Genomic DNA, 23,131 nt, shown 5'->3' on the forward strand with positions numbered 1-23,131 from the left:
CTCATGCAACGGATCAGTAGCGCCGGCGTCTGGCTGCGTCACGGCTTGGAGAGTAGAATTGCTCATGGCGTATCCATCCTATGCTGGTTGTGATCTGGCGTGATCAATCAGCAGGATACGCCACCCTCTCTACTTCCCTCCATACACAAGACTTGAGCTTAACTCACCCTAGTAGATTTAACCAGAAATGTGATGTAAGACTTTCGCCTGCTTGTGTGTAAGACATTGCTGACAGTGCCGGCCGGCAAGGATGCGCCCCTGCGCCGAGTTCGCTACAATAAGCGCCTTTTCCGCGCCGTCCGCCCAGGGTTCGTATCCTTCGGCGGCGTCGTTATTCCCTAGCGAATCAGGCGAGCGAGCCCCATGCTGGAAACCAACCCCATTCACAACCTCATCAAGGACCTGGCCGAACGGACAGACGTCCTGAGGGGGTATCTTTGACTATGCCGAACGCAAGGATCGGCTAGAGGAAGTCTCCCGCGAGCTGGAAGACCCGAACGTCTGGAACGACCCCGAGTACGCGCAGAAGCTGGGCAAGGAGCGCGCCGCGCTGGAGCTGGTGGTCGAGACCATCGACGAGCTCGACCGGGGCCTGGCGGACAGCCGCGACCTGCTCGAGCTGGCCGAGATGGAGGAGGACGAGGACACCGTCTCCGAAGTCCGCAAGGAGCTCGACGGCCTGCAGGCGAGCCTCGAGAAGCTCGAGTTCCGGCGCATGTTCTCCGGCGAGATGGACGCCAACAACGCCTACCTGGACATCCAGGCCGGCTCCGGCGGCACCGAGGCCCAGGACTGGGCCAACATGCTGCTGCGCATGTACCTGCGCTGGTGCGAGCACCACGGCTTCAAGACCGAGATCACCGAGCTTTCCGCCGGTGAGGTGGCGGGCATCAAGTCGGCCACGATTCACGTGCAGGGCGACCACGCCTTCGGCTGGCTGCGTACCGAGACCGGCGTCCACCGCCTGGTGCGCAAGAGCCCGTTCGACTCCGGCGGCCGTCGCCACACGTCGTTCGCCTCGGTGTTCCTGTCGCCGGAGATCGACGACAGCTTCGAGGTCGAGATCAACCCGGCGGACCTGCGCGTCGACACCTACCGCTCCAGCGGCGCCGGCGGTCAGCACGTCAACACCACCGATTCCGCGGTGCGTATCACCCACGAGCCCACCGGCATCGTGGTGGCCTGTCAGAGCCAGCGCAGCCAGCACGCCAACCGCGACTTCGCCATGAAGCAGCTCAAGGCGAGGCTGTGGGAGCACGAGATGGAGAAGCGCAACGCCGCCAAGCAGGAAGCGGAAGACTCCAAGGCCGATATCGGCTGGGGCAGCCAGATCCGCTCCTACGTGCTCGACGACCAGCGCATCAAGGACCTGCGAACCGGCGTGCAGACCAGCAACTGCGACCGGGTGCTGGACGGCGATCTGGACGCCTTCATCGAAGCCAGCTTGAAGCAAGGCTTGTAACCGGCACTTGCGCTTGCCGATACGGCAGAGCCCCTCGATTCGAGGCGTGTAAAGGGCGCGCCTCTCCCGTCGAGGGGCGTCTTGTCTCGGTATCTTTCGAACGGATGAATCCAACAGGTAGCAACATGGCCAACCAGAGCTCCTCCCCGGAAAGCCCCCAGACCGACGAGAACCGTCTGATCGCCGAGCGTCGGGCCAAGCTGGCGGCACGCCGCGAGCGCGCTGCCGCCACCGGCGGCAGCGCCTTCCCCAACGACTTCCGCCGCGACAGCCTGGCGGCCGAGCTGATCGCCGAGCTGGGCGAGAAGGACAAGGCCGAGCTGGAGGCGCTCAGCCGCCCGGCGGCGGTGGCCGGGCGCATCATGCGCAAGCGCGGTCCGTTCCTGGTGATCCAGGATCCCAGCGCCACGATCCAGCTCTACGTCGACAAGCAGGGCCTGCCGGAAGCGACGCTCGAGGACATCAAGGGCTGGGACATCGGCGACATCGTCGCGGCCCGCGGCCCGGTGCACAAGTCGGGCAAGGGCGACCTCTACGTGATGATGGAAGAGGCCAGGCTGCTGACCAAGAGCCTGCGCCCGCTGCCGGACAAGTTCCACGGCCTGACCGACATGGAGGCGCGCTACCGCCAGCGCTACGTCGACCTGATCATGAACCCCGACTCGCGCAAGGTGTTCGAGACCCGCGCCGGGGTGATCAGCGCCATGCGCCGCTTCTTCGAGGAGCGCGGCTTCATGGAGGTGGAAACCCCTATGCTGCAGCCGATTCCCGGCGGTGCCACCGCGCGGCCCTTCATCACCCACCACAATGCGCTGGACATCGACATGTACCTGCGCATCGCGCCGGAGCTCTACCTCAAGCGCCTGGTGGTGGGCGGCTTCGAGAAGGTCTTCGAGATCAATCGGAACTTCCGTAACGAAGGCCTCTCGACTCGCCACAACCCCGAGTTCACCATGGTCGAGTTCTATCAGGCCCATGCCAACCATCATGACCTGATGGATCTCACCGAGGAGATGCTGCGCACCATCGCGCTCAAGGTGCTGGGCACCACTACCGTGGTCAACACCGTGCGCAACGCCGAGGGCGAGGTGCTCGAGAGCTACGAGTACGACTTCGGCAAGCCGCTCAAGCGCATCAGCGTGTTCGACTCGATTCTCGAGTTCAACCCGGACATCCACGCCGAGGCGCTGGCCGACGAGGCCGCCGCGCGGCAGATCGCCGAGCGGCTGGACATCGACGTCAAGGACGGCTGGGGCCTGGGCAAGATCCAGATCGAGATCTTCGAGAAGACCGTCGAGCATCGCCTCAAGGACCCGACCTTCATCACCGATTACCCCACCGAGGTGAGCCCGCTGGCAAGGCGCAACGACAGCAACCCGTTCGTCACCGAGCGCTTCGAGTTCTTCGTCGGCGGGCGCGAGATCGCCAACGGCTTCTCGGAGCTCAACGACGCCGAGGACCAGGCCGAGCGCTTCCGCGCCCAGGCGGCGGAGAAGGAGGCCGGGGACCTCGAGGCGATGTACTACGATGCCGACTACGTGCGCGCACTGGAGTACGGCATGCCGCCCACTGCCGGTGAGGGCATCGGCATCGACCGCCTGGTGATGCTGTTCACCGACAGCGCCTCGATTCGGGATGTGTTGCTGTTCCCGGCCATGCGCCCTGAGGTGGAGTGAAGGAGCTGCGCAGCGCTGCTGGGCGGAAGTATTGGTAAGCGGCGGCGCTAGCGCCCATAATGATCACCGTTTCGACGTCGAGGAGACCGCGATGAAACTGCTCAACCGCTCCGCCCTGAGCGTCAGGCCGACCCGGCACTTCGTGGACTGGATCAATGCGCTGGAACCCACCATGGGGGAGGACGACCTCACCCTGGAGGACGTCGAACGTGAAAGCACGGTCTATCTGATTCCCGAGATGGACACCCCGGAGGCCCTGGAGGCTTTCGTGCGCGAGCGCTACCTCGAGATCCTCGAGACCGAGCTGCGCGCCTGGGAAGAGGACGAGCGGCAGTGGCCCGAGGCCCTCGACTGGGCGCTGTTCCAGCGCTTCCTGCAGGTCGAGCATAGCTATCTCGCCATCGACCTGGACGACGAAACGGCGCTGGAAATCTCCGAGGTCGACGATTCACTCCTGCTGGAAACCGACCAGGACTGAGGAAAGCCCCGATTTTCTGCTGCGCTCGATATCCCGCTCTCCGGCGGTGCTCGCAATCCTCATTTAGCAGGCTGTAAACTCCGGTTGCTGCGCTCCGGCGGAAAGCGGGCTCTCATCGCTCGCGACGCAAATCGGCGTCTTTCCATTTTTAAGGCAGATGCGAAAACCGGCTGCGGCCGGTTTTCTCGTTACGAACTTCGCAGCGATGGAAACCGAATGAGCCGACTCTTTTCGACCCGGCCCGGCGACGACGGCTTGCCGGGTCCCGAGCGACGCCTGGCGGTGCTGGCGCTGATCCTCGGCACGCTGATGGCGGTGGTCGATGTCACCATGGTCAACATCGCGCTGCCGTCGATAGCGCGCGATCTGCAGATTTCCGATGCCCGCGCGGTGTGGGTCACCAACCTCTACCAGATCGTCTGCGCCGCCTTCCTGCTGGTATGCGCCTCCTTCAGCGAGATGATCAGCCGCCGTCGCCTCTACGTGGCCGGGCTGCTGCTGTTCGTGTTCGCCTCGCTGGGCGCGGCGCTGTCGCGCAGCCTGGAGTGGCTGCTGCTGTTTCGTGCGCTGCAGGGGCTGGGGGCGGCCGCCACGCTCTCCATCGGACCGTCGCTCTACCGTTCGATCTTTCCCACCCGGCTGCTGGGCAGCGCGCTGGGGCTCTCGGCGCTGGTGGTGGCAGGTGGCTATGCCGCCGGCCCGGCGCTCGGCGGGCTGATCCTGTCGGTGGCCAACTGGCCTTGGCTGTTCGCTCTGCATCTGCCCCTGGGGCTCATTTCGCTGTGGCTGGCCTGGCGCGCGCTGCCTCGCGAGAAGGGACGCCGCGGCGGCTTCGACGGTCGCGGGGCGCTGGGCTCGGTGATCATGCTGGGCAGCTTCTTTCTGGCCATGGACACCCTGGGCCATGGGGCGCCGCTGTGGCAGGCGCTGGCCTGGCTGGCCGTGAGCGTCGTAGTGGGCTACCTCTTCCTGCACCGCCAGCGCCGCGCCAGCCATCCGCTGCTGCCACCGCAGTTGTTCCGCGTGGCGCGCTTCCGTCTGGCGGTTTCCGCCTCGGGTCTGGCCTTCGTCGGCCAGGGGCTGGCCTTCGTCGCGCTGTCGTTCCTCTATCAGCAGGAGATGGGCTTCTCGCCGCTGCACACCGCCTGGCTGTTCACCCCCTGGCCGCTGGCCATCATGCTGGTGGGCCCGCTGGCCGGCCGCCTTGCCGACCGCGTCAATCCCAGCCTCATGGCCAGCACCGGGCTGGTGCTGCTGATGCTGGGGCTGGCCTCGCTGGCGCTGCTGCCCAAAGATGCGGGGCTCATCGACAGCCTGTGGCGCACGGCGCTCTGCGGCATCGGCTTCGGCTTGTTCCAGCCGCCCAACAACCGCGAGATGATGACTAGTGCGCCGCGGGAGCTCAGCACCAGTGCCTCGGGGGTACTCAGCACCACGCGCACCGTGGGACAGTCCCTCGGTGTGGCCCTGGTCGGCGCCTTCATGGCCGCCAGTGCGCCGGTTCAGGTCACGCTCTGGGTCGGCTGTCTGGCCTGTCTGCTGGCACTCGGCGCCAGCCTGGCGCGGATGTCGCTCGCCGGTCAGGCACTGTCACAGGTGAAGTCGCCGGACAAGGGAGTACAATGACCCCATGTTTCATCATCGAGGAGCCACCATGAGCATTCAGGCCGTCATCGAAGAGAAGCTGCAGGCCCTCGAGCCCACCCACCTGGCGGTGGAGAACGAGAGTCATCGACATGCCGTTCCGGCCAACTCCGAGACCCACTTCAAGGTCACGGTGGTGTCCGAGCACTTTCAGGGCCTGATGCCGGTGAAGCGCCACCAGCGCCTCTATGCGCTGCTGGCCGATGAGCTGGCGGGGCCGGTACACGCCCTAGCGCTGCATCTCTACACGCCTCAGGAGTGGGCGGCGCGCGGCGGTGCGCGTCCCGACTCCCCCGACTGTCGCGGCGCCGGCGCGTGACCACCGAACCGCAGCGCCTTCAGTATCTGGAGGCGATGGGGCTGACCGCCTGGGTAGCGCGCTACCGGCTGCCCAATGCCCAGCCGACCGAAGCCTGTGAGTGGACGCTGCCCGAGCGGGCGGCGCCCGCACCGCCCGCTGAGCGGCTGCATGCGCTGCTGGACGAAGCCGAGGCCACCCCCCGTCAGGCGCCACCCACATCGACGGCGGGCGAGAGTGCACGCCCCAGGCCGCCCCGTCGCGCCCGGCAGCTGCTGGGCATCGAGCCCGAAGGCGAGGCGCCTGAGACAGACTCTGCCCCGGTCAGTGCGAAAACGGCGAATGCCGATGCGGCCAGCCCGGAGACGAGTCCCGAGACGACGCCCACGATGCCACGGCAGGCGCAGGAGCCCCTGCGCTTCACCCTGCAACTGGCCTGCCTGGCCGGGCGCTGGCTGGTGTTCGTGCCGCAGCCGTCGGCGCCGGACGCCGCCCAAGGCGAGCTGCTCAGCAATGCACTGAAGGCAGCCGGGATCGACGTTCCCGTGCCGCTGGTCTTCGAGACCTTTCGCTGGCCACCCATGGAGAACCTGCCGGTCGAGGCCCCCCTGGAAGAGGCGCGGGAAGGGCTTGCCGCCTTCGTCGAGGGCACGCAGAGACGCGGATGGTCGCCCGAGCGGGTGCTGATCTTCGGCCGTGACGACACGCTCGATCGACTCCTCGACCTGAGTCACGGCGAGGGGCGAATCGAATCGCTGGGCCTGCCCGGCTGGCAGGGGCCCGGTCTGGATGAGCTGGTGCAGAGCGCCGAGGCCAAGCGTTCGCTGTGGCCCACGCTGCTGGCGTGGCGGCGGGCCTGGTCGGCGAAGGACGCCGAGGCCGATGACTGATGGCGGGGTGCGCCGCCTCTCGCTCGGCGATCTGGAGCGGCTGGTGGCGCTGGAACGGCAGCAGCCTCGCCACTGGTCGGCCGGTCAACTGCAGGCCGCGCTCGAGGATCGCGACTGCTGCGTGTTCGGCATCGAAGTCGAGGATGCGCTCGTCGCTCACGCCGTGGTGGCAAGGCTGCCGTTCGAGGCTGAGCTGCAGGCGATGCTGGTCGCACCCGCCATGCGTCGCCGCGGCCTGGCGGCGACGCTGCTCACGGCAGTGGTGACGCAGTGCCGCCGCTGGGGCAGCGAGAGACTGTTGCTCGAAGTGCGGGCGGGCAATGCAGCGGCCGTTGCGCTCTATCGGCGTGCCGGCTTCAACGAAGATGGCCGGCGGCGCGGCTATTACCCGCCCCTGGAGGGCACGACCGGCGCGAACAGGGAAGATGCCATCCTGATGTCGCGCCGTTTGTAAGAAGTGAGGGCTTAGCCGCGCTCGGTTTCCACTTCGTCGAACTTGCCCAGCAGGGCGGTCAGGCGGCGCTCCCACTCTTCGCGCTCCTGCTTCAGCCGGCTGTTTTCCTCGCGCAGCTCCTCCGCCTCCATCTTCAGCAGCTCCAGGGCCTCGACGGCACTGGCCACTTTCTGTTCGAGCCGGTTGAAGAGTTCGGTGCTCATCGTGTTCTCCTGAAATAGGTCCTGCCGGGGCGGGCACCTGCCCGCACTGAATCCGTTGCGCAGCGTAACGCCGAGGGCCGAGGCTCGGCAAGCGTAGCCGAACGGCGACGCAGCCTTCAGGCGGCGGGCTTCGCCTGGCGCCGGTAGAGCCGGCCGGTGCTGTCGCCGGCGCGCACTTCGCGATGCAGCGACCAGCTCTCGGGTACCTCGATGTCGAGGCCCGTTTCGGTCTCCACATAGATCCACGCATCCGTCGTGAGCCAGCCCTGCTCCAGTCGCTCGATGCAGGGCGTCGCCAGGCCCTGGCGAAAGGGCGGGTCGAGAAAGACCAGCGAGAAGGGGCCGAGGCCGGTCGGGCCGGCGACGAGGAGCTCCAGGGCGTCGGCGCTACGTACCGTGCCTCGTTCGCCGGCGCCCAGGGTTTGCAGGTTGTCGCCGAGGGCCTGGGCAACCCGGGCATCACGCTCGACGAACAGCGCCTCGGTCGCGCCGCGGGAGAGCGCCTCCAGGCCCAGCGCGCCGGTACCGGCGAACAGGTCCAGTACCCGTGCCCCCGGGGTGGCGGCCGTCAGCCAGTTGAACAGCGTCTCCCGCACCCGGTCGGGCGTGGGACGCAGCCCGGGGCTGTCGAGCACCGGCAGCAATCGACGCCGAAACTCGCCGCCGATGATGCGCAGCCGCCCGCCGCCCTTGGACGAATGGGTGCCGGAGCGGGAGTGTGAGCGGAGGGGAGGACGGCGTCGGGTCATGGGGCGAATTGTACCCGTCGCCTTGTCCACAGTCATGATGCGCGGTGTTAGGATGTAGCGATCATTCACCCGTGAGGCTGAATTCCCCCATGTTCGGTTTTTTCAAGCGCAAGAAGCAGCAGGAAGAGCAGCAGGACGAGCTGAAAGGTCAACAGCCGACGCCGCCCGAAGAGCAGACCGAAGAAGAGCGTGCGCGCGACGGGCGACCCACCGAGGAATCCGCGACAGAGGTTACGACCGCTGAGCAGGCCGAACGCGAACCGGCTCCTGCCGAACCGGATGTGGTCGACGCCCCGCGCGCCGGGGAGCGTGCCATGGCCGGCCCCGCCGCGGACGAGGCGCATGAGCGCACCGAGGCGTTCGACGAGGTCGACCGGGAAGAGGAGAACGCGGTGCTGCGCGCCGAGACGCTGGCTCCCGAATCCGAATCCGAATCCGAGCCTGCAGCGCAAGCGGCAGCGGAGTCCGAGCCTGAACCTGAACCTGAACCGGAGCCCGCGCGCACGCCGCTGCAGGAGAAGCCGGTGGCCGAGAAGCAGGGCTGGTTCGCGCGCATCCGCTCCGGCCTGGGCAAGACCCGCGCCAACCTCACCGAGGGCATCGCCGGGCTGTTCCTGGGCAAGAAGCAGATCGACGACGAGCTGATCGAGGATCTCGAGACTCAGCTGCTGATGGCCGACGTGGGCATCGAGGCCACCACCGAGATCATCGACCGCTTGACCGAGCGCGTCTCGCGCAAGGAGCTCAAGGATCCCCAGGCGCTCTACCGCGCGCTGCAGGACGAGCTGGCCACGATGCTCGACGCCGTGGCCAGGCCGCTGGCGCTGCCGGCCAAGGGCGAAGGCCCCTTCGTGATCCTGGTGGTGGGCGTGAACGGGGTGGGCAAGACCACCACCATCGGCAAGCTGGCCCAACGCTTCCAGCGGGAGGGGCGCAGCGTGATGCTGGCCGCCGGCGACACCTTCCGCGCCGCGGCGGTGGAGCAGCTCAGGGTGTGGGGCGAGCGCAACAAGGTGGCGGTGATCGCCCAGCACACCGGCGCCGACAGCGCCTCGGTGATCTACGACGCCGTGGCCGCGGCCAAGGCGCGCAAGGTCGACGTGCTGATCGCCGATACCGCCGGGCGCCTGCACAACAAGGGGCACCTGATGGAGGAGCTCAAGAAGGTGCATCGGGTGATGGGCAAGCTCGACGACAGCGCCCCCCACGAGGTGATGCTGGTGCTCGACGCCGGCACCGGCCAGAACGCGCTGTCTCAGGCCAGCACCTTCAACGAGGCGGTGCCGGTCACCGGCATCACCCTGACCAAGCTCGACGGCACCGCCAAGGGCGGCATCATCTTCGCCCTGGCCAAGCAGCTCGGTACGCCGATCCGCTTCATCGGCGTGGGCGAGGGCCTGGATGACCTGCGTCCTTTCGAGGCCCGCGACTTCGTCGACGCGCTCTTCGACCAGGGCGACGAGGGAGCCGCCGCCTCGTCATGATCCTCTTCGAGCATGTGGGAAAGCGCTACGGCGGGCGCTTCGACGCGCTGGCCAACATCGATTTTCGCGTAGAGCGTGGCGAGATGGTCTTTCTCACCGGCCATTCGGGGGCCGGCAAGAGTTCGCTGCTGCGTCTGATCATGCTGCTCGAGCGGCCCACCCGCGGCCGGGTGCTGGTTGCCGGTCACGACATCGGCCGCCTGCATCCCAGTCAGGTGCCGTTCTATCGCCGCCAGATCGGCGTGGTGTTCCAGGACCATCAGCTGCTCCACGACCGTTCCATCTTCCACAACGTGGCGCTGCCGCTGGAAATCCGTGGCTTCGAGCCGCACGAGGCGGCGCGTCGGGTACGGGCGGCGCTGGACAAGGTGGGCCTGCTGCATCGCGAGAAGGCATTGCCCATCGAGCTCTCCGGCGGCGAGCAGCAGCGCGTGGGCATTGCCCGAGCGGTGGTCTGCAAGCCCTCGCTGCTGCTGGCCGATGAGCCCACCGGCAACCTCGACCCACAGCTCTCGGCCGACATCATGGCGCTGTTCGAGGACTTCAACCGCATCGGCACCACGGTCATGATCGCCAGCCATGACCTGGCGTTGATCGCCCGCCTGCGTCATCGCGTGCTGCGCCTGCGCGAGGGGCGTCTGGTCGCCGACGAGGAGGCTGCATGAGCCGCCGTCAGCCGCGGGAAGGCGGCACCAGCCGTCGTCAGCCGCCGCCACCGCCCCGTGGTGCCCGTACCCAGCGCACCCGCTCCTCGAGCCGCTTCCGCGGCTGGCTGCGCCACCATCGCGCCATGTGTCTCGACAGCGCCCGGCGCCTGCTGCGCACGCCCATCGGCAGCCTGTTGACCATGCTCGCCATCGCCATCGCCCTGGTGCTGCCGGCGGCGCTGTGGCTGGCGCTGGACAGTGCACGCCTGCTCGATGCCGAGCTGGAGGAGAGCGCCACCCTGACCGTCTATCTCGAACACCAGGTCGACGAGGGGCAGGCCGGTCGCATCGACGAGGCGGTGGCGGCCCACGAGGGTGTGGCGCGGACCCGGTTGATCAGCGCCGCCGAGGGCATGGCGGAGTTCCAGCAGGCGCTGGGGTTGGCCGACGCCCTGGGCCGGCTGGAAGACAACCCGCTGCCGGCCAGTATCGTGGTGGTGCCGGTGGACCCGGCTCCCGAAGCGGTGCGTCGACTGGCCGGAGAGCTCGAGGCGCTCAGCGGCATCGACGAGGTACGCCTCGACCTGGCCTGGCTCGAGCGGCTGCGCCATCTGGCCGAGCTCGGCAGCCGCCTGGCGCTGGCGCTGGCGGTGCTGTTCGGCCTGGGCGTGCTGCTGGTGGTGGGCAATACCATTCGCCTGGCGGTGGAGAGCCGCCGCCAGGAGATCGAGGTGGTGATGCTGATCGGTGCCACCCACGCCTTCGTGCGGCGGCCGTTCCTCTACAGCGGGGCCTGGTACGGTCTCGGCGGCGGCCTGCTCGCCTGGGGGCTGCTGGCGCTCGGCAATCAGTGGCTGGCGCTGCCGGTCAGCGCCCTGGCGGCCAGCTACGGCGCCACCTTCACGCTGCCGCAACTGGGGCCGGAGGGCTCGGCAACGCTGCTGTTGTGCAGTACACTACTGGGCTGGCTGGGCGCCTGGATCGCCGTGAGCCGTCACCTCGCGGAGGTGCGGCCGCGGTAAAGAGCGGAGGTTCGGCCGCGATAGAGCGGAGGTGCGGCCGCGGTAAAAGGCCGCAGGGTTCCAGGCTGCGCTCGCGACCGCGCCCAGCATCTGCCACGCTGACGGCAGGATAGGGAACATTATCGACTCTCGTTCGTCTAAACGGGCGATTGAACCGTATATTAGGTTTTCAAGGAGACAACCTGCAATGAGCACCAGTCTTCTGCCGGTGGGTCACCTCTCACCGGGGCATGACCTCAATGGGTACATCCAGGCGGTCAACGGCATCCCCATGCTCACCGCCGAGGAAGAGCGCGAACTCGCCTTCCGCCTTCACGACGAAGGCGATCTGGAGGCGGCGCGTCGTTTGGTGCTGTCGCATCTGCGCTTCGTGGTGCACATCGCCCGCAGCTACTCCGGCTACGGTCTGCCTCAGGCCGACCTTATCCAGGAGGGCAACGTGGGCCTGATGAAGGCCGTCAAGCGTTTCGACCCCAATCAGGGCGTGCGCCTGGTCTCCTTCGCCGTGCACTGGATCAAGGCCGAGATTCACGAGTTCGTGCTGCGCAACTGGCGTATCGTCAAGATCGCCACCACCAAGGCTCAGCGCAAGCTGTTCTTCAACCTGCGCAGTGCCAAGAAGCGCCTGGCCTGGCTCAACAACGACGAAGTCGACGCCATCGCCCGCGATCTCGACGTCAAGCCCGAGGTGGTGCGCGAGATGGAGGGTCGTCTGGCGGCCCATGATGCCGGCTTTGACGTCTCGCCCAGCGAGGACGAGGATTCCGCTTACCAGGCGCCGGTGCACTACCTCGACGATGACGGCTCCGACCCGGCCGTGCAGCTCGAAGACAGCGACTGGGAAGACGACGCCAACCGTCGCCTGAAGATGGCGCTGGAGGCGCTGGACGAGCGCTCGCGGGACATCCTGCAGCAGCGCTGGCTGGCCGACGACAAGGCGACCCTGCACGAGCTGGCCGATGTCTACGGTGTCTCCGCCGAGCGTATTCGCCAGCTCGAGAAGAACGCCATGAAGAAGATCCGCCAGCAGCTGGGCGACACCCTGGCCGCCTGACGCGGTGGCCTGCTTCCAGCGAGCTCTGCTGAGGACATGAACAGCGAAGCCCCGACCAGTGGTCGGGGCTTCGTCGTTGATGTGGCCTAGTCGTTGGTGTGGCCTAGGCGTTGTGTGGCCTAGTCGTTGGCGTGGCCTAGGCGCTCTGGGTAAGCGGCTCGCGCATCAGCTGCGCCGAGAGCAGCGCCCACTGATCGTCCCAGTGTTCGGTGGGCCGGCGCTGGAAGTCGCTGCGTACGTACTGCGAGATGCGCCCCTCGGCCACGGCGATCAGCAGGTTGGCGGTAGCCGACACCGGCAGCACGGTGCGCCGTCTTTCGCGCAGTTCCGCCTCGCGCAGCACCTGCTTGAGCTGGGTCTCCACGCGCTCGAACAGCTGGTGGATGCGCAGCCGCAGCCGGGCGGTCTCGCCGGTCAGGACATCGCCTTCCAGCAGGCGCGAGAGGCCCGGGTTCTTCTCGGCGAAGGCCAGCAGCAGGATGAGGATCTGGCCGCAGCGCGGCACGGCCTCGTGCACCTCTTCGAGAATGCGCGAGATGCGCTCGAACAGGGTCTCCTCGATGAACGAGATCAGTCCCTCGAACATGCGCGCCTTGCTCGGGAAGTGGCGATAGAGGGCGGCTTCGGAGACCCCCACCTGGCGCGCCAGCGCCGCGATGGTGATGCGTTTGCCGCTGTCTTCTTCCAGCATCAGGGCGAGCGCCTGCAGGATCTGCTCGCGCCGGCTGGTGATCTGTGTAGCCTGCGTCATGTGGGTCTTCTGTTATTCATGGCCGGCGCCACCCGCCCGGCGTTGCCGGGCGGATGGCCGCTCAGGCGTTGTCGTTCCCTTGTCGGTCGGCATCGGTGATGAGGGTGCCGACCCCCGCGTTGGTGAATATCTCCAGCAGCGTGGCGTGGGGTACACGCCCGTCGATGATATGGGCACTGCGTACGCCGCCCTTCACGGCGTCGAGTGCACAACGGATCTTGGGCAGCATACCACCATGGATGGTGCCATCGGCGATCAGGGCGTCAACCTGCGCGGTGGTCAGCCCGGTCAGCACCTCGCCCTCGGCGTTCATCAGGCCGGCCACGTTGGTCAGCAGCATCAGCTTCTCGGCGCCCAGCGCCTCGGCCACCTTGCCTGCTACCAGATCGGCGTTGATGTTGTAGCTGTTGCCCTTGGCATCGACGCCGATGGGCGCGATCACCGGGATGAAGTCGCGCTCGGCGAGCATCTCGATCAGATCGGTGGAGACGTGCTCCACCTCGCCCACGTGGCCGATGTCGATGATCTCGGGGGCGGTCATCTCCGGCGTCTGATGCTCCACCTTGAGCTGACGCGCGCGGATCTGGGCGCCGTCCTTGCCGGTGAGGCCGATCGCCTTGCCGCCGCACTGGTTGATCAGATTGACGATCTCCTTGTTGACCAGCCCGCCGAGCACCATCTCCACCACGTCCATGGTCTCGGAATCGGTGACCCGCATGCCGTTGACGAAGCGCGACTCGATCTTCAGCTTGGCCAGCAGGTCGCCGATCTGCGGCCCGCCGCCGTGTACCACCACCGGGTTGATGCCCACCTCCTTCATCAGCACCATGTTGCGTGCGAAGGAGTCGATCAGGGTGTCCTCGGTCATGGCATTGCCGCCGTACTTGACGACCACGGTCTTGCCGGAAAAGCGCTGGATGTAGGGCAGCGCCTCGGAAAGCACTTCCACTACCAGGCGCGGGTCACGAGTCGTTTCGGTCATGTTCCTTCCTTCAATGAACGAAGCGCTGCCGTCAGCTCGGCAGCGTCAGCGCCGGGTCGACCTGTTTCAGGGCGTCGGCAAACCGGTTGCGGATACGTTCGAGCGCCGCATCGCTCTTGCCCTCGAAGCGCAGCACCAGCACCGGGGTGGTGTTGGAGGCGCGGCACAGGCCCCAGCCGTCGGGGTAGTCGACGCGAATGCCGTCGAGCGTGGTCTTGACGCCATCGTCGCCGAAGTCGCCCTCGCGAGCCAGCTTCTCCACCAACTCGAACTTGTTCTCGTCGGTGACGTGAACGTTGATCTCGGGGGTGCCGAGATCCTGCGGATAACGGGCGAAGAAGGCGTCGGCGTCATCGTCCTGCTTGGCAAGGATCTCCAGCAGCCGGGCGGCGCCGTAGATGCCGTCGTCGAAGCCGTACCAGCGCTCCTGGAAGAAGATATGGCCGCTCATCTCGCCGGCGAGCTGAGCTCCGGTCTCCTTCATGCGTGCCTTGATCAGCGAGTGGCCGGTGCGCCACATCTCCGGCGTGCCGCCGGCCCGCTCGACCACGCCCGCCAGGTTGCCGGTGCACTTGACGTCGAAGATCACCCGCGCGCCGGGATTGCGCGACAGCATGTCCTCGGCGAAGGCCATCATCAGGTGGTCGGGGTAGATCAGCTTGCCGCTCGGCGTGACCACGCCGAGGCGATCACCGTCGCCGTCGAAGGCCAGGCCGATATCGGCGCCGGTCTCCTTCACCGTGCGCATCACATCCTGCAGGTTTTCGAGCTTGCCCGGGTCGGGGTGGTGGTTGGGGAAGGTGCCGTCGATCTCGGCGAACAGCGGTATCGTTTCGGCGCCGAGCATCTCGATCAGCTTGGGGCCGAGCTCGCCGGCCACGCCGTTACCGCAGTCGACCACCGCCTTCAGCGGACGCTCGAGCTTGATGTCGCCGACGATGCGCTCGAGGTAGGCGTCGCGCACGTCCGCGTGGCGCACGCTGCCCTGGCCTTCGGCCAGATCGCCGGACTCGATGCGCCGGTACAGCGCGGTGATCGCCTCGCCGGAGAGCGTCTCGCCGCCGAGCACGATCTTGAAGCCGTTGTAGTCCGGCGGGTTGTGGCTGCCGGTGACCATCACCCCGGAGGCGGTCCCTTCGAGAATGTGCGTGGCGAAGTAGAGCACCGGCGTGGGTACCATGCCGATGTCGATCACGTCGCGGCCGGCGGCGGTCAGGCCGCGCATCAGCGCCTCGCTGAGTCGCGGGCCGGAGAGGCGGCCATCGCGGGCTACCACCACGGTGGACTCGTTGCGCGCCGCGGCTTCCGAGCCGATGGCGCGACCGATCTGCTCCACGGTCGCCTCGGTCAGGGTATCGTCGACGATGCCGCGGATGTCGTAGGCGCGGAAGATGGAGGCCGGTACGCTGCTGTTGGTGGCTTGGCTCATAACGGTTCCTTGTCAGACAAGTGTGAATTCATGTGCCTGGTTGCGATGACGCTGTCGCAAGGTCCTCTCCTTGGGCCGTGTGCGCCAGCGTCGTGTCGGTCGTCAGTGGCGCCCCGAGCTGCCGAAGCCGCCTGCGCCGCGCAGGCTGGCCTCGAAGTCGTCGACGATTTCCAGCTCGGCCTGGACTACCGGTACCAGAACATACTGGGCCAGACGTTCGAAAGGCTCCAGTACGAACGGGGTGCTGCCGCGGTTCCAGGTCGAGATCATCAGCTCGCCTTGGTAGTCGGAGTCGATCAGGCCCACCAGGTTGCCCAGCACGATGCCGTGCTTGTGACCGAGACCCGAGCGCGGCAGGATCAGGCCGGCCAGGCCCGGGTCGCCGATGTGAATCGCGAGTCCGGTGCGCACCAGCTCGCACTGGCCGGGCGCGATGGTCAGCGGCTCATCGAGCAGGGCGCGCAGGTCCATGCCGGCGGAGCCCAGGGTGGCATATTGGGGCATGTAGTCGCGCAGACGCTCGTCGAGCAGCTTGACCTCGAGGCGCGGCTTTGGGGCTTGATGGGTTGGCTGGGACTCGGACATGGTCGTTCCGTCAGGTTGGCTGAATGTCTGGGTAAATCGCGTCAGTGAACGGGGCGCTCGGCCAGGCGGCTCAGGGCCTGTTTCAGCACGGCCCTGGCGAGCTCGAGCTTGGGCTGAGGCGGCAGGCTCTCGCCGCCTTCGCCCTCGCCGTCGCGCCACATGAGCAGGGCGGCGTTGTCGTCGGCGCCGAAGCCGAGCCCCGCGGCCGAGACGTCATTGGCCACGATCATGTCGAGCCGCTTGCGCTCTAGCTTGTCGCGGGCGTAGGTCTCCAGGTCGCGGGTCTCGGCGGCGAAACCCACCACGAAGGGGCGTCCGCCCGCCGCGTCGCGTCGCTCGGCGACGGCGGTGATGATATCCGGATTCTTGATCAATCTGAGGCTCAGGGTCTCCTCCCCCTCGCGCTTCTTGATCTTGTGCTCCGCCGCCTTCTCGGCGCGGTAGTCGGCCACCGCCGCACAGCCGATGAAGATGTCGCACTCGCCGGCCAGCTGCTGGCTCGCCTCGTGCATCTGCAGCGCCGTCTCCACCTCGATGCGGGTCACGCCCGCAGGCGTCGGCAGGCTGACCGGGCCGCTGATCAGGGTGACCTTGGCGCCTAACTCCGCGGCGGCGGCGGCCAGGGCGAAGCCCATCTTGCCCGAGCTGTGATTGGAGAGGTAGCGCACCGGATCCAGCGGCTCGCGGGTGGGGCCGGCGGTGATCGCGATATGCAGGCCCTGGGCGATACCCACATCCTTGACGGAGGGCGTCAACAGCTCGGCCACGATCGCCTCGGGCTCGAGCATGCGACCCGGCCCCACGTCGCCGCAGGCCTGATCGCCGCTGTCGGGGCCCAGCAGTCGCCAGCCGTCCTGCTCGAGACGCTCGGCGTTGCGCTGGGTGGCGACGTGGCGCCACATGGCCTGGTTCATGGCCGGTGCCATGACCTTCTCGGCTTCGCTGGCCAGGCACAGGGTGGTGAGCAGGTCGTCGGCCATGCCCTGGGCCAGGCGCGCCATCAGGTCGGCGGTGGCCGGCGCGATCAGAATCACGTCGGCCCAGCGGGCCAGTTCGATATGCCCCATGCCGGCCTCGGCTTCGGGGTCGAGCAGCGAGGTACGCACCGGCTCGCCGGTGAGCGCCTGCAGCGTCAACGGTGTGATGAAGGCCTGGGCGCCCTCGGTCATGACCACGCGTACCTCGCAGCCTGCCTGCTTGAGCAAGCGGGCGAGCTGAGCGCTCTTGTAGGCGGCGATGCCGGCACTGATACCGAGCAGAATGCGTCGGCCGACGAGCCGATTGACGGTCTGCGTAATCATGACGATTTCCTGAACTGAAACCCGACCGCCTACCTTACCACCGCCGTTGAAGTTGCGCAGCCGCAGCCTTCGGCCAAGGTCGGTTACAATGGGTGACTTCCTATCACCAGGGAAAGCGTAGCAAGGAGACAGAGGATGTCGATTCGCAACTGGCCCGAGGGCGAGCGCCCGCGGGAAAAGCTGCTGACGCTGGGGGCCGAGGCGCTTTCCGATGCCGAACTGCTGGCCATCTTTCTGCGCGTGGGGGTAGCGGGGCGCTCGGCGGTGGATCTCGCCCGCGACCTGCTCACGGCTTTCGGCGGCCTGCGCCAGCTGCTCGAGGCCGACCAGACGCGCTTCTGCGCCGAGCGCGGCCTGGGTACGGCCAAGTTCGTGCAACTGCAGGCGACGCTCGAGCTCTCAAAACGTCATCTTGCCGCTCAACTGGCCCGCGGCAATGCCCTGACCTCCCCCACCCTGGTGCGCGCCTACCTGGCCACCCAGTTGCGCCACCTGGGCCACGAGGAGTTCGCCGCGCTGTTCCTCGACACTCAGCACCGGGTGATCCGCTTCGAGTCGCTGTTTCGCGGTACGTTGGACAGCGCTTCTGTCTACCCGCGCGAGGTAGCGCGCCGGGCGCTCGAGCTGGGCGCCGGGGCGATCATCTTCGCCCACAATCACCCCTCCGGCGTGGCCGAACCCAGCGATGCCGACCGGCGCATCACCGAGCGGCTGCGCGAGGCGCTCTCGCTGTTCGAGATCCGCGTGCTGGATCACTTCGTCGTCGGCGACGGGGAGGTCGTGTCTTTCGCCGAGCGAGGCTGGCTTTAGGAAACACTGCATAAATGTCTGCGCGAGCGAATCGCTGCGTTGCGCGGTGCTCAGAGTCCTCACCTATACCCCATAGGCTCCGGCTGACTCGCAGCCTTCGGCTACTCGCCCCTTCGGGGCCAGCCTACGGCTGTTTGTCGCTTCGCTCGGTACTGCGCTCCGTGCGCCTTGCGCTTCATCTCGCTCGCCAATTTATTCAGCGCTTCCTAGGGTGAGAAACCGGCTGCGCTCGGCCATGCGGCGTTGAACCTTGCTTCGCAATGCTCATTTAGCCCACTAAACTCCGCTTGCTCAGCAAGGTTCGCCTAGCCTGGCCTTCGCTCGCTCGGTTCTCTGGCTGGGTGGAGAAGGCCCATTGTTTGTGGTGGAAGTGCGACTGCTCATGAAAGCTTGCGGGAGTGGGGGTAAGGGAGTGTAGAATACGCGGCTACTTGCCTGTAGGGGCGCACTCTGCTATAAAGTGCAGCCTTTGAATTCCCTTGGGTCAAATGACAACGGGGTCGTTCCCGGTTTGCCCGACAGGTTTTGAACACACAGGTTTGACCACCTGGCCAAGCGGTTGGAGGCTCCCATGTCCAAAGTATGTCAGGTCACCGGCAAGCGCCCGGTGACTGGTAACAACGTTTCACACTCCCAGCGCAAGACCCGTCGTCGTTTCTTGCCGAACCTGCACACCCACCGTTTCTGGGTGGAGTCCGAGAACCGCTTCGTCAAGCTGCGGGTCTCCTCCAAGGGTATGCGCATCATCGACAAGAAGGGCATCGATGCGGTGCTCAGCGACATCCGCAAGCGCGGCGAAGCCGTCTAAGCGACCAGATCAGGGAGTAAGCAGTCATGCGTGACAAGATCAAGCTGGTGTCCAGTGCCGGTACCGGTCACTTCTACACCACCGACAAGAACAAGCGGAACACTCCGGACAAGCTCGAATTCAAGAAGTTCGACCCGGTCGTCCGCAAGCACGTGATGTACAAGGAAGCCAAGATCAAGTAAGCCTTGGTCGTCTTCCGCAGGTGTTCAAACCTGTTCGCCTGAACCCGGTCACATGGCCGGGTTCAGGCGTATTTATTTCCCGGATATCGTTGCATGCCCGAGCTTCCCGAAGTCGAGACCACCCGGCGCGGCATCGCCCCCCACGTGGAAGGGCGCGAGATCGTCGAGGTAATCGTGCGCCAGCCGCGCCTGCGCGTACCGGTGCCCGAGGATTTCATCGAGCGCCTGGTGGGCTCGCGCATCGGCACCCTGTCGCGCCGCGCCAAGTATCTGCTGCTGCCGATCGAGGGCGGGGAAGAGCACGCGCGCGCCGGCAGCCTGATCTGGCATCTGGGCATGTCGGGCAGCCTGCGCATTGCCCGGCTGGGCGAGCTGCCGAAGAAGCACGACCACGTTGACCTGGTGCTCGACGACGGCGCCATCCTGCGCTACCACGACCCGCGCCGTTTCGGCTTCGTCGACTGGCTGGCCGGCAGCGCCGAACGCGACCCGCGGCTGGCGAACCTGGGGCCCGAGCCGCTGTCGGATGCCTTCGACGGTGAACGCCTCTACCGGCTCTCCCGCGGCCGACGCATGGCAGTCAAGCCATTCCTGATGGACAATGCCGTGGTGGTGGGCGTAGGCAACATCTACGCCAGCGAAGCGCTGTTCCTGGCCGGCATCGATCCGCGCCGGGCGGCGGGGCGTATCTCCCGCGAGCGCTACGAGCGTCTGGCGGCTGCCATTCGCGAGGTGCTGGCTGCCGCGATCACCCAGGGCGGGACGACGTTGCGCGACTTCGTCAGCGGCACCGGCGAGCCGGGCTACTTCAAGCAGCGTCTCAACGTCTACGGCCGTCACGGCCAGGGCTGCCGGCGCTGCCACGGCGAGCTGCGACTGGTGACGCTGGGCCAGCGCGCCAGTGTCTTCTGCCCCTCTTGCCAAACATGATCCCCATTCCACGAGACCGACCATGACCCAGACCCTGCGCCTCAAGAAGAACGCCGACCGCCGCCTCAAGGCCGGTCACCTGTGGCTCTACTCCAACGAGGTCGACATCGAGGCCACGCCGCTCAAGGGCCTCGAGCCGGGCGCCCAGGTGGTGGTCGAAGCGGCGAACGGCAAGGCCATGGGCGTGGCCTACGTCAATCCCAACTCGCTGATCTGCGCCCGGGTGGTCTCGCGCGATCCCAACATGCGCCTCGACCGTTCGCTGCTGGTGCATCGCTTCAACCAGGCGCTGTCGCTGCGTCAACGCCTCTATGCCAAGCCGTTCTACCGGCTGGTGCACGGCGAGGGCGACCTGCTGCCGGGGCTGGTGGTGGATCGCTTCGACGACGTGCTGGTGGTGCAGCTCAATACCCTGGGCATGGAGCGCCTCGCCGAGGAGGTCGTCGCCGCACTGGACAAGGTGGTGTCGCCGCGGGTCATCGTGTTCAAGAACGACTCCTCCGGGCGGCGCCAGGAGCAGCTCGAGCGTCAGGTCACCCTGGCCAAGGGCGAGCTCGACGGCCCGGTGCTGATGGAGGAGAACGGCGTACGCTTCCACGCCCCGGTCCTCGACGGCCAGAAGACCGGCTGGTTCTACGATCACCGCGCCAACCGTGCCTGGCTCAACGGCCTGGTGGCCGGCAAGCGGGTGCTGGACCTGTTCAGCTACATCGGCGGCTGGGGCGTGCAGGCGGCGGCTCACGGCGCCCGCGAGGTGCTGTGCGTGGACGCCAGCGCTCAGGCCCTGGAGCGGGTGGCCGAGAACGCGGCCCTCAACGGCCTGCACGAGCAGGTGGCGGTGGGGGAAGCCGATGCCTTCGAGGCGCTGAGCTCGCTCAAGGCCGACGGTGAACAGTTCGACGTGGTGATCCTCGACCCGCCGGCCTTCATCAAGAAGCGCAAGGACATCCCCAACGGCGAACGCGCCTACGCCAGGCTCAACCGCGAGGCGATGCGCCTGCTGGGCCGCGACGGTTTGCTGCTCTCGGCCTCCTGCTCCATGCACCTGGCCCCCGAGCGGCTGGTGGACGTGGTGCGCGGTGCGGTGCGCCACCAGGACCGTCACGGTCAGATCGTCTATCAGGGCCATCAGGCGGCGGACCACCCGGTGCATCCGGCGATCCCGGAAACCGCTTACCTGAAGGCTTTGGGCGTCCGCGTCTTCCGGGATTGAAATGAGCGGCTACGTACGCGTCTTCGCCCACTCCAATGCGCTGCTGGTCAGCCACGTGCGCAACGTGCTGGACGCGGCGGGCATCCCCGTGGAACTGCGCAACATGGTGCTGGGCGGCGGTGCGGGCGAGCTGCCGCTGGGCGAGTGCGAACCCGAGGTGTGGGTGGCGGCGCACAACCGCGAGCGCGCCGAGGCGTTGATCCAAGCGGCCATGTCCGGTGCAGCCGATGCACCGGCGTGGCGCTGCCCCAACTGCGGCGAAGCGCTGGAGGGCGTATTCGATACCTGCTGGCGCTGCGGCACGTCCAAGACCTGAACCTGCAAGGGAGTGCACCATGACACAGGAGTGGGACCTTCCCGATCCGTTCGTGATCGAACTCGAGGTGCAGCCCTCGGCCATCGACGAGTACGGTCACGCCAACAATGCTGCCTACCTGCGCTGGGTCGAGCAGGTGAGCTGGGCGCATTCGGAGCATCTCGGCCTCGATCTGGCGCGCTATCGTGAGCTGGACCGGGCCATGGCCGTGCACCGCCACGAACTCGACTACCTGGCGCCTGCCTTCGAGGGAGAGCGCCTGGCGCTTGCCACCTGGATCGTCGGCTGCGACGGCCGCCTGACCCTGACCCGCCGCTTCCAGCTCGTTCGACCCGCCGACGGTCGCACTCTGCTGCGCGCTCGCACCCGCTTCGCCTGTATCGAACTCTCCAGCGGTCGGCCACGCCGCCTGCCCGAGGAGTACGTGGCGATCTACGGTGGAGCGCTGGTGGCCGAGTGAGGCGTGATTTTTTTGTCATCCCGCTCTTAAAAATAACGATTTTCTGCCGCTCTGGCCTTGAGAATGGATTTTTGCCGTTCTTTACCGTTGGTACTTCGTGTATGGACTGACTGTGCTGTAATGAGCGTGACGATCCCCTGACAAGGACGATCCCTAACAAGACAGCGCCGTTGGAGGTACCCCATGAAGATCGCCGTGCCGAAGGAAATCAAGAACCATGAGTATCGCGTCGCCCTGACTCCCACCGGAGCGCGGGAGCTGGCGGCGCGTGGCCATTCGGTGGCCGTTCAGGTGGGGGCCGGGGAGGGAGCGGGCTTCGCCGATACCGACTATGAAGCGGCAGGCGCCCGGCTCGAGGCCGACGTCGATACCCTGTGGGGCGAGGCCGAGCTGATCCTCAAGGTCAAGGAGCCGCAACCGGAAGAGGTGGCGCGGCTCTCCCGCGGCCAGACCCTGTTCACCTACCTGCACCTGGCGGCCGAGGAGCAGCTGACCCGCGGCCTGATGGAGAGCGGGGCCACTTGCATCGCCTACGAGACCGTGACCGACCGCCAGGGCGGCCTGCCGCTGCTGGCGCCGATGAGCACCGTGGCCGGTCGCATGGCCATTCAGGCCGGCGCTCACAGCCTGGAAAAGGCCCAGGGCGGCTCCGGCGTGCTGCTGCCCGGCGTGCCCGGCGTGGCGCCGGGCAGGGTGACCGTTATCGGCGGCGGCGTGGTGGGCGAGAACGCCGCACGCATGGCGCTGGGGCTGGGTGCCGAGGTCAGCGTGCTAGACAAGTCGATTGCGCGCCTCGAAGTGCTCGACGACCGCTATCAGGGGCGCATGAAGACCATCTTCTCCACCGCCGACGCCATCGACGAGGCGGTGCGCGAGAGCGACCTGATCGTGGGTGCCGTGCTGATTCCCGGCGCCGCCGCGCCCAAGCTGATCACTCGTGCCATGCTCGCCGACATGAAGCCCGGCAGCGTGCTGGTCGACGTCGCCATCGACCAGGGCGGCTGCTTCGAGACCAGCAAGCCCACTACCCATGCCGAACCGACCTACGTGGTCGACGGTATCGTCCACTACTGCGTGGCCAACATGCCGGGTGCGGTGGCGCGTACCTCGACCCAGGCGCTGACCAACGCCACCCTGCCGTTCGTCATCGCCCTGGCCGACAAGGGCTGGAAGCGGGCGCTGGCCGACGATGCCCACTTCCTGCCCGGGCTCAACGTCCACGATGGGCAGATCACCTACCGTGCCGTGGCCGAGGCTTTCGGCCTGGAATCTGTCGATCCGGCGCGTTTGGTGTAACAAATGT

At 66.9% G+C, this 23,131-nt stretch carries 26 protein-coding genes; 19 read left to right on the top strand and 7 right to left on the bottom strand.

Annotation, left to right across the window (positions count from 1 at the left end; all coding sequences use genetic code 11):
- Positions 1-363 precede the first annotated feature (363 nt).
- The 7 genes from prfB (at position 364) to C4S71_RS17550 (ending at position 6,902) form a co-directional block, all read left to right on the top strand.
- A protein-coding gene (gene prfB / locus C4S71_RS17520) for a peptide chain release factor 2 (RefSeq protein WP_103970054.1) occupies positions 364-1,462 on the top strand; the annotation gives its coding sequence in 2 pieces (ribosomal slippage) (positions 364-438 and positions 440-1,462; 1,098 coding nt in all).
- A gap of 125 nt (positions 1,463-1,587) precedes the next feature.
- Entirely contained in the window at positions 1,588-3,138 is a 1,551-nt protein-coding gene (gene lysS, locus C4S71_RS17525; protein WP_086508996.1) for a lysine--tRNA ligase, read from the top strand.
- A gap of 91 nt (positions 3,139-3,229) precedes the next feature.
- A complete protein-coding gene (locus C4S71_RS17530) occupies positions 3,230-3,616 on the top strand; it encodes a hypothetical protein (protein ID WP_010630199.1) in 387 nt (128 codons plus the stop codon).
- A 216-nt stretch (positions 3,617-3,832) separates the two neighbouring features.
- Complete coding sequence (locus C4S71_RS17535) at positions 3,833-5,242, top strand: MFS transporter (RefSeq protein ID WP_103970055.1); 1,410 nt, start codon at positions 3,833-3,835, stop codon at positions 5,240-5,242.
- A 28-nt stretch (positions 5,243-5,270) separates the two neighbouring features.
- The gene (locus C4S71_RS17540) at positions 5,271-5,579 is read left to right on the top strand and encodes a BolA family protein (protein WP_086508998.1); all 309 of its coding nucleotides are present in this window, start codon (positions 5,271-5,273) and stop codon (positions 5,577-5,579) included.
- The gene (locus C4S71_RS17545; RefSeq protein ID WP_234250797.1) at positions 5,576-6,448 is read left to right on the top strand and encodes a hypothetical protein; all 873 of its coding nucleotides are present in this window, start codon (positions 5,576-5,578) and stop codon (positions 6,446-6,448) included. The genes C4S71_RS17540 and C4S71_RS17545 overlap by 4 nt, the downstream gene beginning before the upstream one ends.
- Positions 6,441-6,902, top strand: coding sequence for a GNAT family N-acetyltransferase (locus C4S71_RS17550; protein ID WP_103970056.1), 462 nt, complete (start codon positions 6,441-6,443; stop codon positions 6,900-6,902). Before C4S71_RS17545 ends, C4S71_RS17550 begins: the two co-directional genes overlap by 8 nt.
- Positions 6,903-6,913: 11 nt before the next feature.
- Here the strand turns inward: C4S71_RS17550 and C4S71_RS17555 are convergent, their stop codons facing one another.
- The gene (locus C4S71_RS17555; RefSeq protein ID WP_103970057.1) at positions 6,914-7,105 is read right to left on the bottom strand and encodes a cell division protein ZapB; all 192 of its coding nucleotides are present in this window, start codon (positions 7,103-7,105) and stop codon (positions 6,914-6,916) included.
- A 116-nt stretch (positions 7,106-7,221) separates the two neighbouring features.
- Positions 7,222-7,854 carry a 16S rRNA (guanine(966)-N(2))-methyltransferase RsmD gene (gene rsmD / locus C4S71_RS17560; RefSeq protein ID WP_103970058.1) on the bottom strand — a complete coding sequence of 211 codons (633 nt, stop codon included), beginning with the start codon at positions 7,852-7,854 and terminating at the stop codon, positions 7,222-7,224.
- A gap of 89 nt (positions 7,855-7,943) precedes the next feature.
- Here rsmD and ftsY point away from each other — a divergent pair, with 89 nt between their 5' ends.
- The 4 genes from ftsY (at position 7,944) to rpoH (ending at position 12,061) form a co-directional block, all read left to right on the top strand.
- On the top strand, positions 7,944-9,338 hold the full coding sequence (ftsY, locus tag C4S71_RS17565; protein WP_103970059.1) for a signal recognition particle-docking protein FtsY: 1,395 nt from the start codon (positions 7,944-7,946) through the stop codon (positions 9,336-9,338).
- Positions 9,335-10,003, top strand: coding sequence for a cell division ATP-binding protein FtsE (gene ftsE / locus C4S71_RS17570; protein WP_086509003.1), 669 nt, complete (start codon positions 9,335-9,337; stop codon positions 10,001-10,003). The genes ftsY and ftsE overlap by 4 nt, the downstream gene beginning before the upstream one ends.
- Positions 10,000-11,007 (top strand): permease-like cell division protein FtsX, encoded by a 1,008-nt coding sequence (ftsX, locus tag C4S71_RS17575; RefSeq protein ID WP_086509004.1) that lies wholly within the window; start codon positions 10,000-10,002, stop codon positions 11,005-11,007. Before ftsE ends, ftsX begins: the two co-directional genes overlap by 4 nt.
- A 187-nt stretch (positions 11,008-11,194) precedes the next feature.
- Complete coding sequence (gene rpoH / locus C4S71_RS17580) at positions 11,195-12,061, top strand: RNA polymerase sigma factor RpoH (protein ID WP_086509005.1); 867 nt, start codon at positions 11,195-11,197, stop codon at positions 12,059-12,061.
- Between the two features lie 136 nt (positions 12,062-12,197).
- On the opposite strand, the gene slmA is transcribed toward rpoH, so the two are convergent.
- From slmA to coaBC, 5 genes are all read right to left on the bottom strand, one after another.
- Positions 12,198-12,812: a nucleoid occlusion factor SlmA gene (gene slmA / locus C4S71_RS17585; RefSeq protein WP_086509006.1), complete on the bottom strand. Its 615-nt coding sequence runs from the start codon at positions 12,810-12,812 to the stop codon at positions 12,198-12,200.
- Positions 12,813-12,873: 61 nt separating this feature from the next.
- Positions 12,874-13,794 (bottom strand): acetylglutamate kinase, encoded by a 921-nt coding sequence (argB, locus tag C4S71_RS17590; protein ID WP_086509007.1) that lies wholly within the window; start codon positions 13,792-13,794, stop codon positions 12,874-12,876.
- Positions 13,795-13,825: 31 nt separating this feature from the next.
- Positions 13,826-15,223, bottom strand: coding sequence for a phosphomannomutase/phosphoglucomutase (locus tag C4S71_RS17595; RefSeq protein WP_103970060.1), 1,398 nt, complete (start codon positions 15,221-15,223; stop codon positions 13,826-13,828).
- A 102-nt stretch (positions 15,224-15,325) separates the two neighbouring features.
- Entirely contained in the window at positions 15,326-15,808 is a 483-nt protein-coding gene (gene dut / locus C4S71_RS17600) for a dUTP diphosphatase (protein ID WP_103970061.1), read from the bottom strand.
- A gap of 41 nt (positions 15,809-15,849) precedes the next feature.
- Positions 15,850-17,109, bottom strand: a complete 1,260-nt coding sequence (gene coaBC / locus C4S71_RS17605) for a bifunctional phosphopantothenoylcysteine decarboxylase/phosphopantothenate--cysteine ligase CoaBC (RefSeq protein ID WP_103970062.1) — start codon at positions 17,107-17,109, stop codon at positions 15,850-15,852.
- Between the two features lie 135 nt (positions 17,110-17,244).
- On the opposite strand from coaBC, the gene radC reads away from it, so the two are divergent.
- The 8 genes from radC (at position 17,245) to ald (ending at position 23,124) form a co-directional block, all read left to right on the top strand.
- Positions 17,245-17,919, top strand: a complete 675-nt coding sequence (gene radC / locus C4S71_RS17610) for a RadC family protein (RefSeq protein ID WP_086509011.1) — start codon at positions 17,245-17,247, stop codon at positions 17,917-17,919.
- Positions 17,920-18,490: 571 nt separating this feature from the next.
- Positions 18,491-18,727 carry a 50S ribosomal protein L28 gene (gene rpmB / locus C4S71_RS17615; RefSeq protein WP_010630182.1) on the top strand — a complete coding sequence of 79 codons (237 nt, stop codon included), beginning with the start codon at positions 18,491-18,493 and terminating at the stop codon, positions 18,725-18,727.
- A 26-nt stretch (positions 18,728-18,753) separates the two neighbouring features.
- Entirely contained in the window at positions 18,754-18,909 is a 156-nt protein-coding gene (rpmG, locus tag C4S71_RS17620) for a 50S ribosomal protein L33 (RefSeq protein ID WP_086509014.1), read from the top strand.
- A 93-nt stretch (positions 18,910-19,002) separates the two neighbouring features.
- The gene (gene mutM / locus C4S71_RS17625) at positions 19,003-19,839 is read left to right on the top strand and encodes a bifunctional DNA-formamidopyrimidine glycosylase/DNA-(apurinic or apyrimidinic site) lyase (protein ID WP_103970063.1); all 837 of its coding nucleotides are present in this window, start codon (positions 19,003-19,005) and stop codon (positions 19,837-19,839) included.
- A gap of 22 nt (positions 19,840-19,861) precedes the next feature.
- A complete protein-coding gene (locus tag C4S71_RS17630) occupies positions 19,862-21,052 on the top strand; it encodes a class I SAM-dependent rRNA methyltransferase (RefSeq protein ID WP_086509016.1) in 1,191 nt (396 codons plus the stop codon).
- A 1-nt stretch (position 21,053) separates the two neighbouring features.
- On the top strand, positions 21,054-21,368 hold the full coding sequence (locus C4S71_RS17635; RefSeq protein WP_103970064.1) for a putative signal transducing protein: 315 nt from the start codon (positions 21,054-21,056) through the stop codon (positions 21,366-21,368).
- A 19-nt stretch (positions 21,369-21,387) separates the two neighbouring features.
- Positions 21,388-21,828, top strand: coding sequence for an acyl-CoA thioesterase (locus tag C4S71_RS17640; protein ID WP_103970065.1), 441 nt, complete (start codon positions 21,388-21,390; stop codon positions 21,826-21,828).
- 183 nt (positions 21,829-22,011) lie between these two features.
- Positions 22,012-23,124: an alanine dehydrogenase gene (gene ald / locus C4S71_RS17645; RefSeq protein WP_103970066.1), complete on the top strand. Its 1,113-nt coding sequence runs from the start codon at positions 22,012-22,014 to the stop codon at positions 23,122-23,124.
- Positions 23,125-23,131: the final 7 nt, after the last annotated feature.

This window comes from Billgrantia desiderata (genome assembly GCF_900108215.1).
In the GTDB taxonomy this organism is placed as follows: domain Bacteria; phylum Pseudomonadota; class Gammaproteobacteria; order Pseudomonadales; family Halomonadaceae; genus Halomonas; species Halomonas desiderata.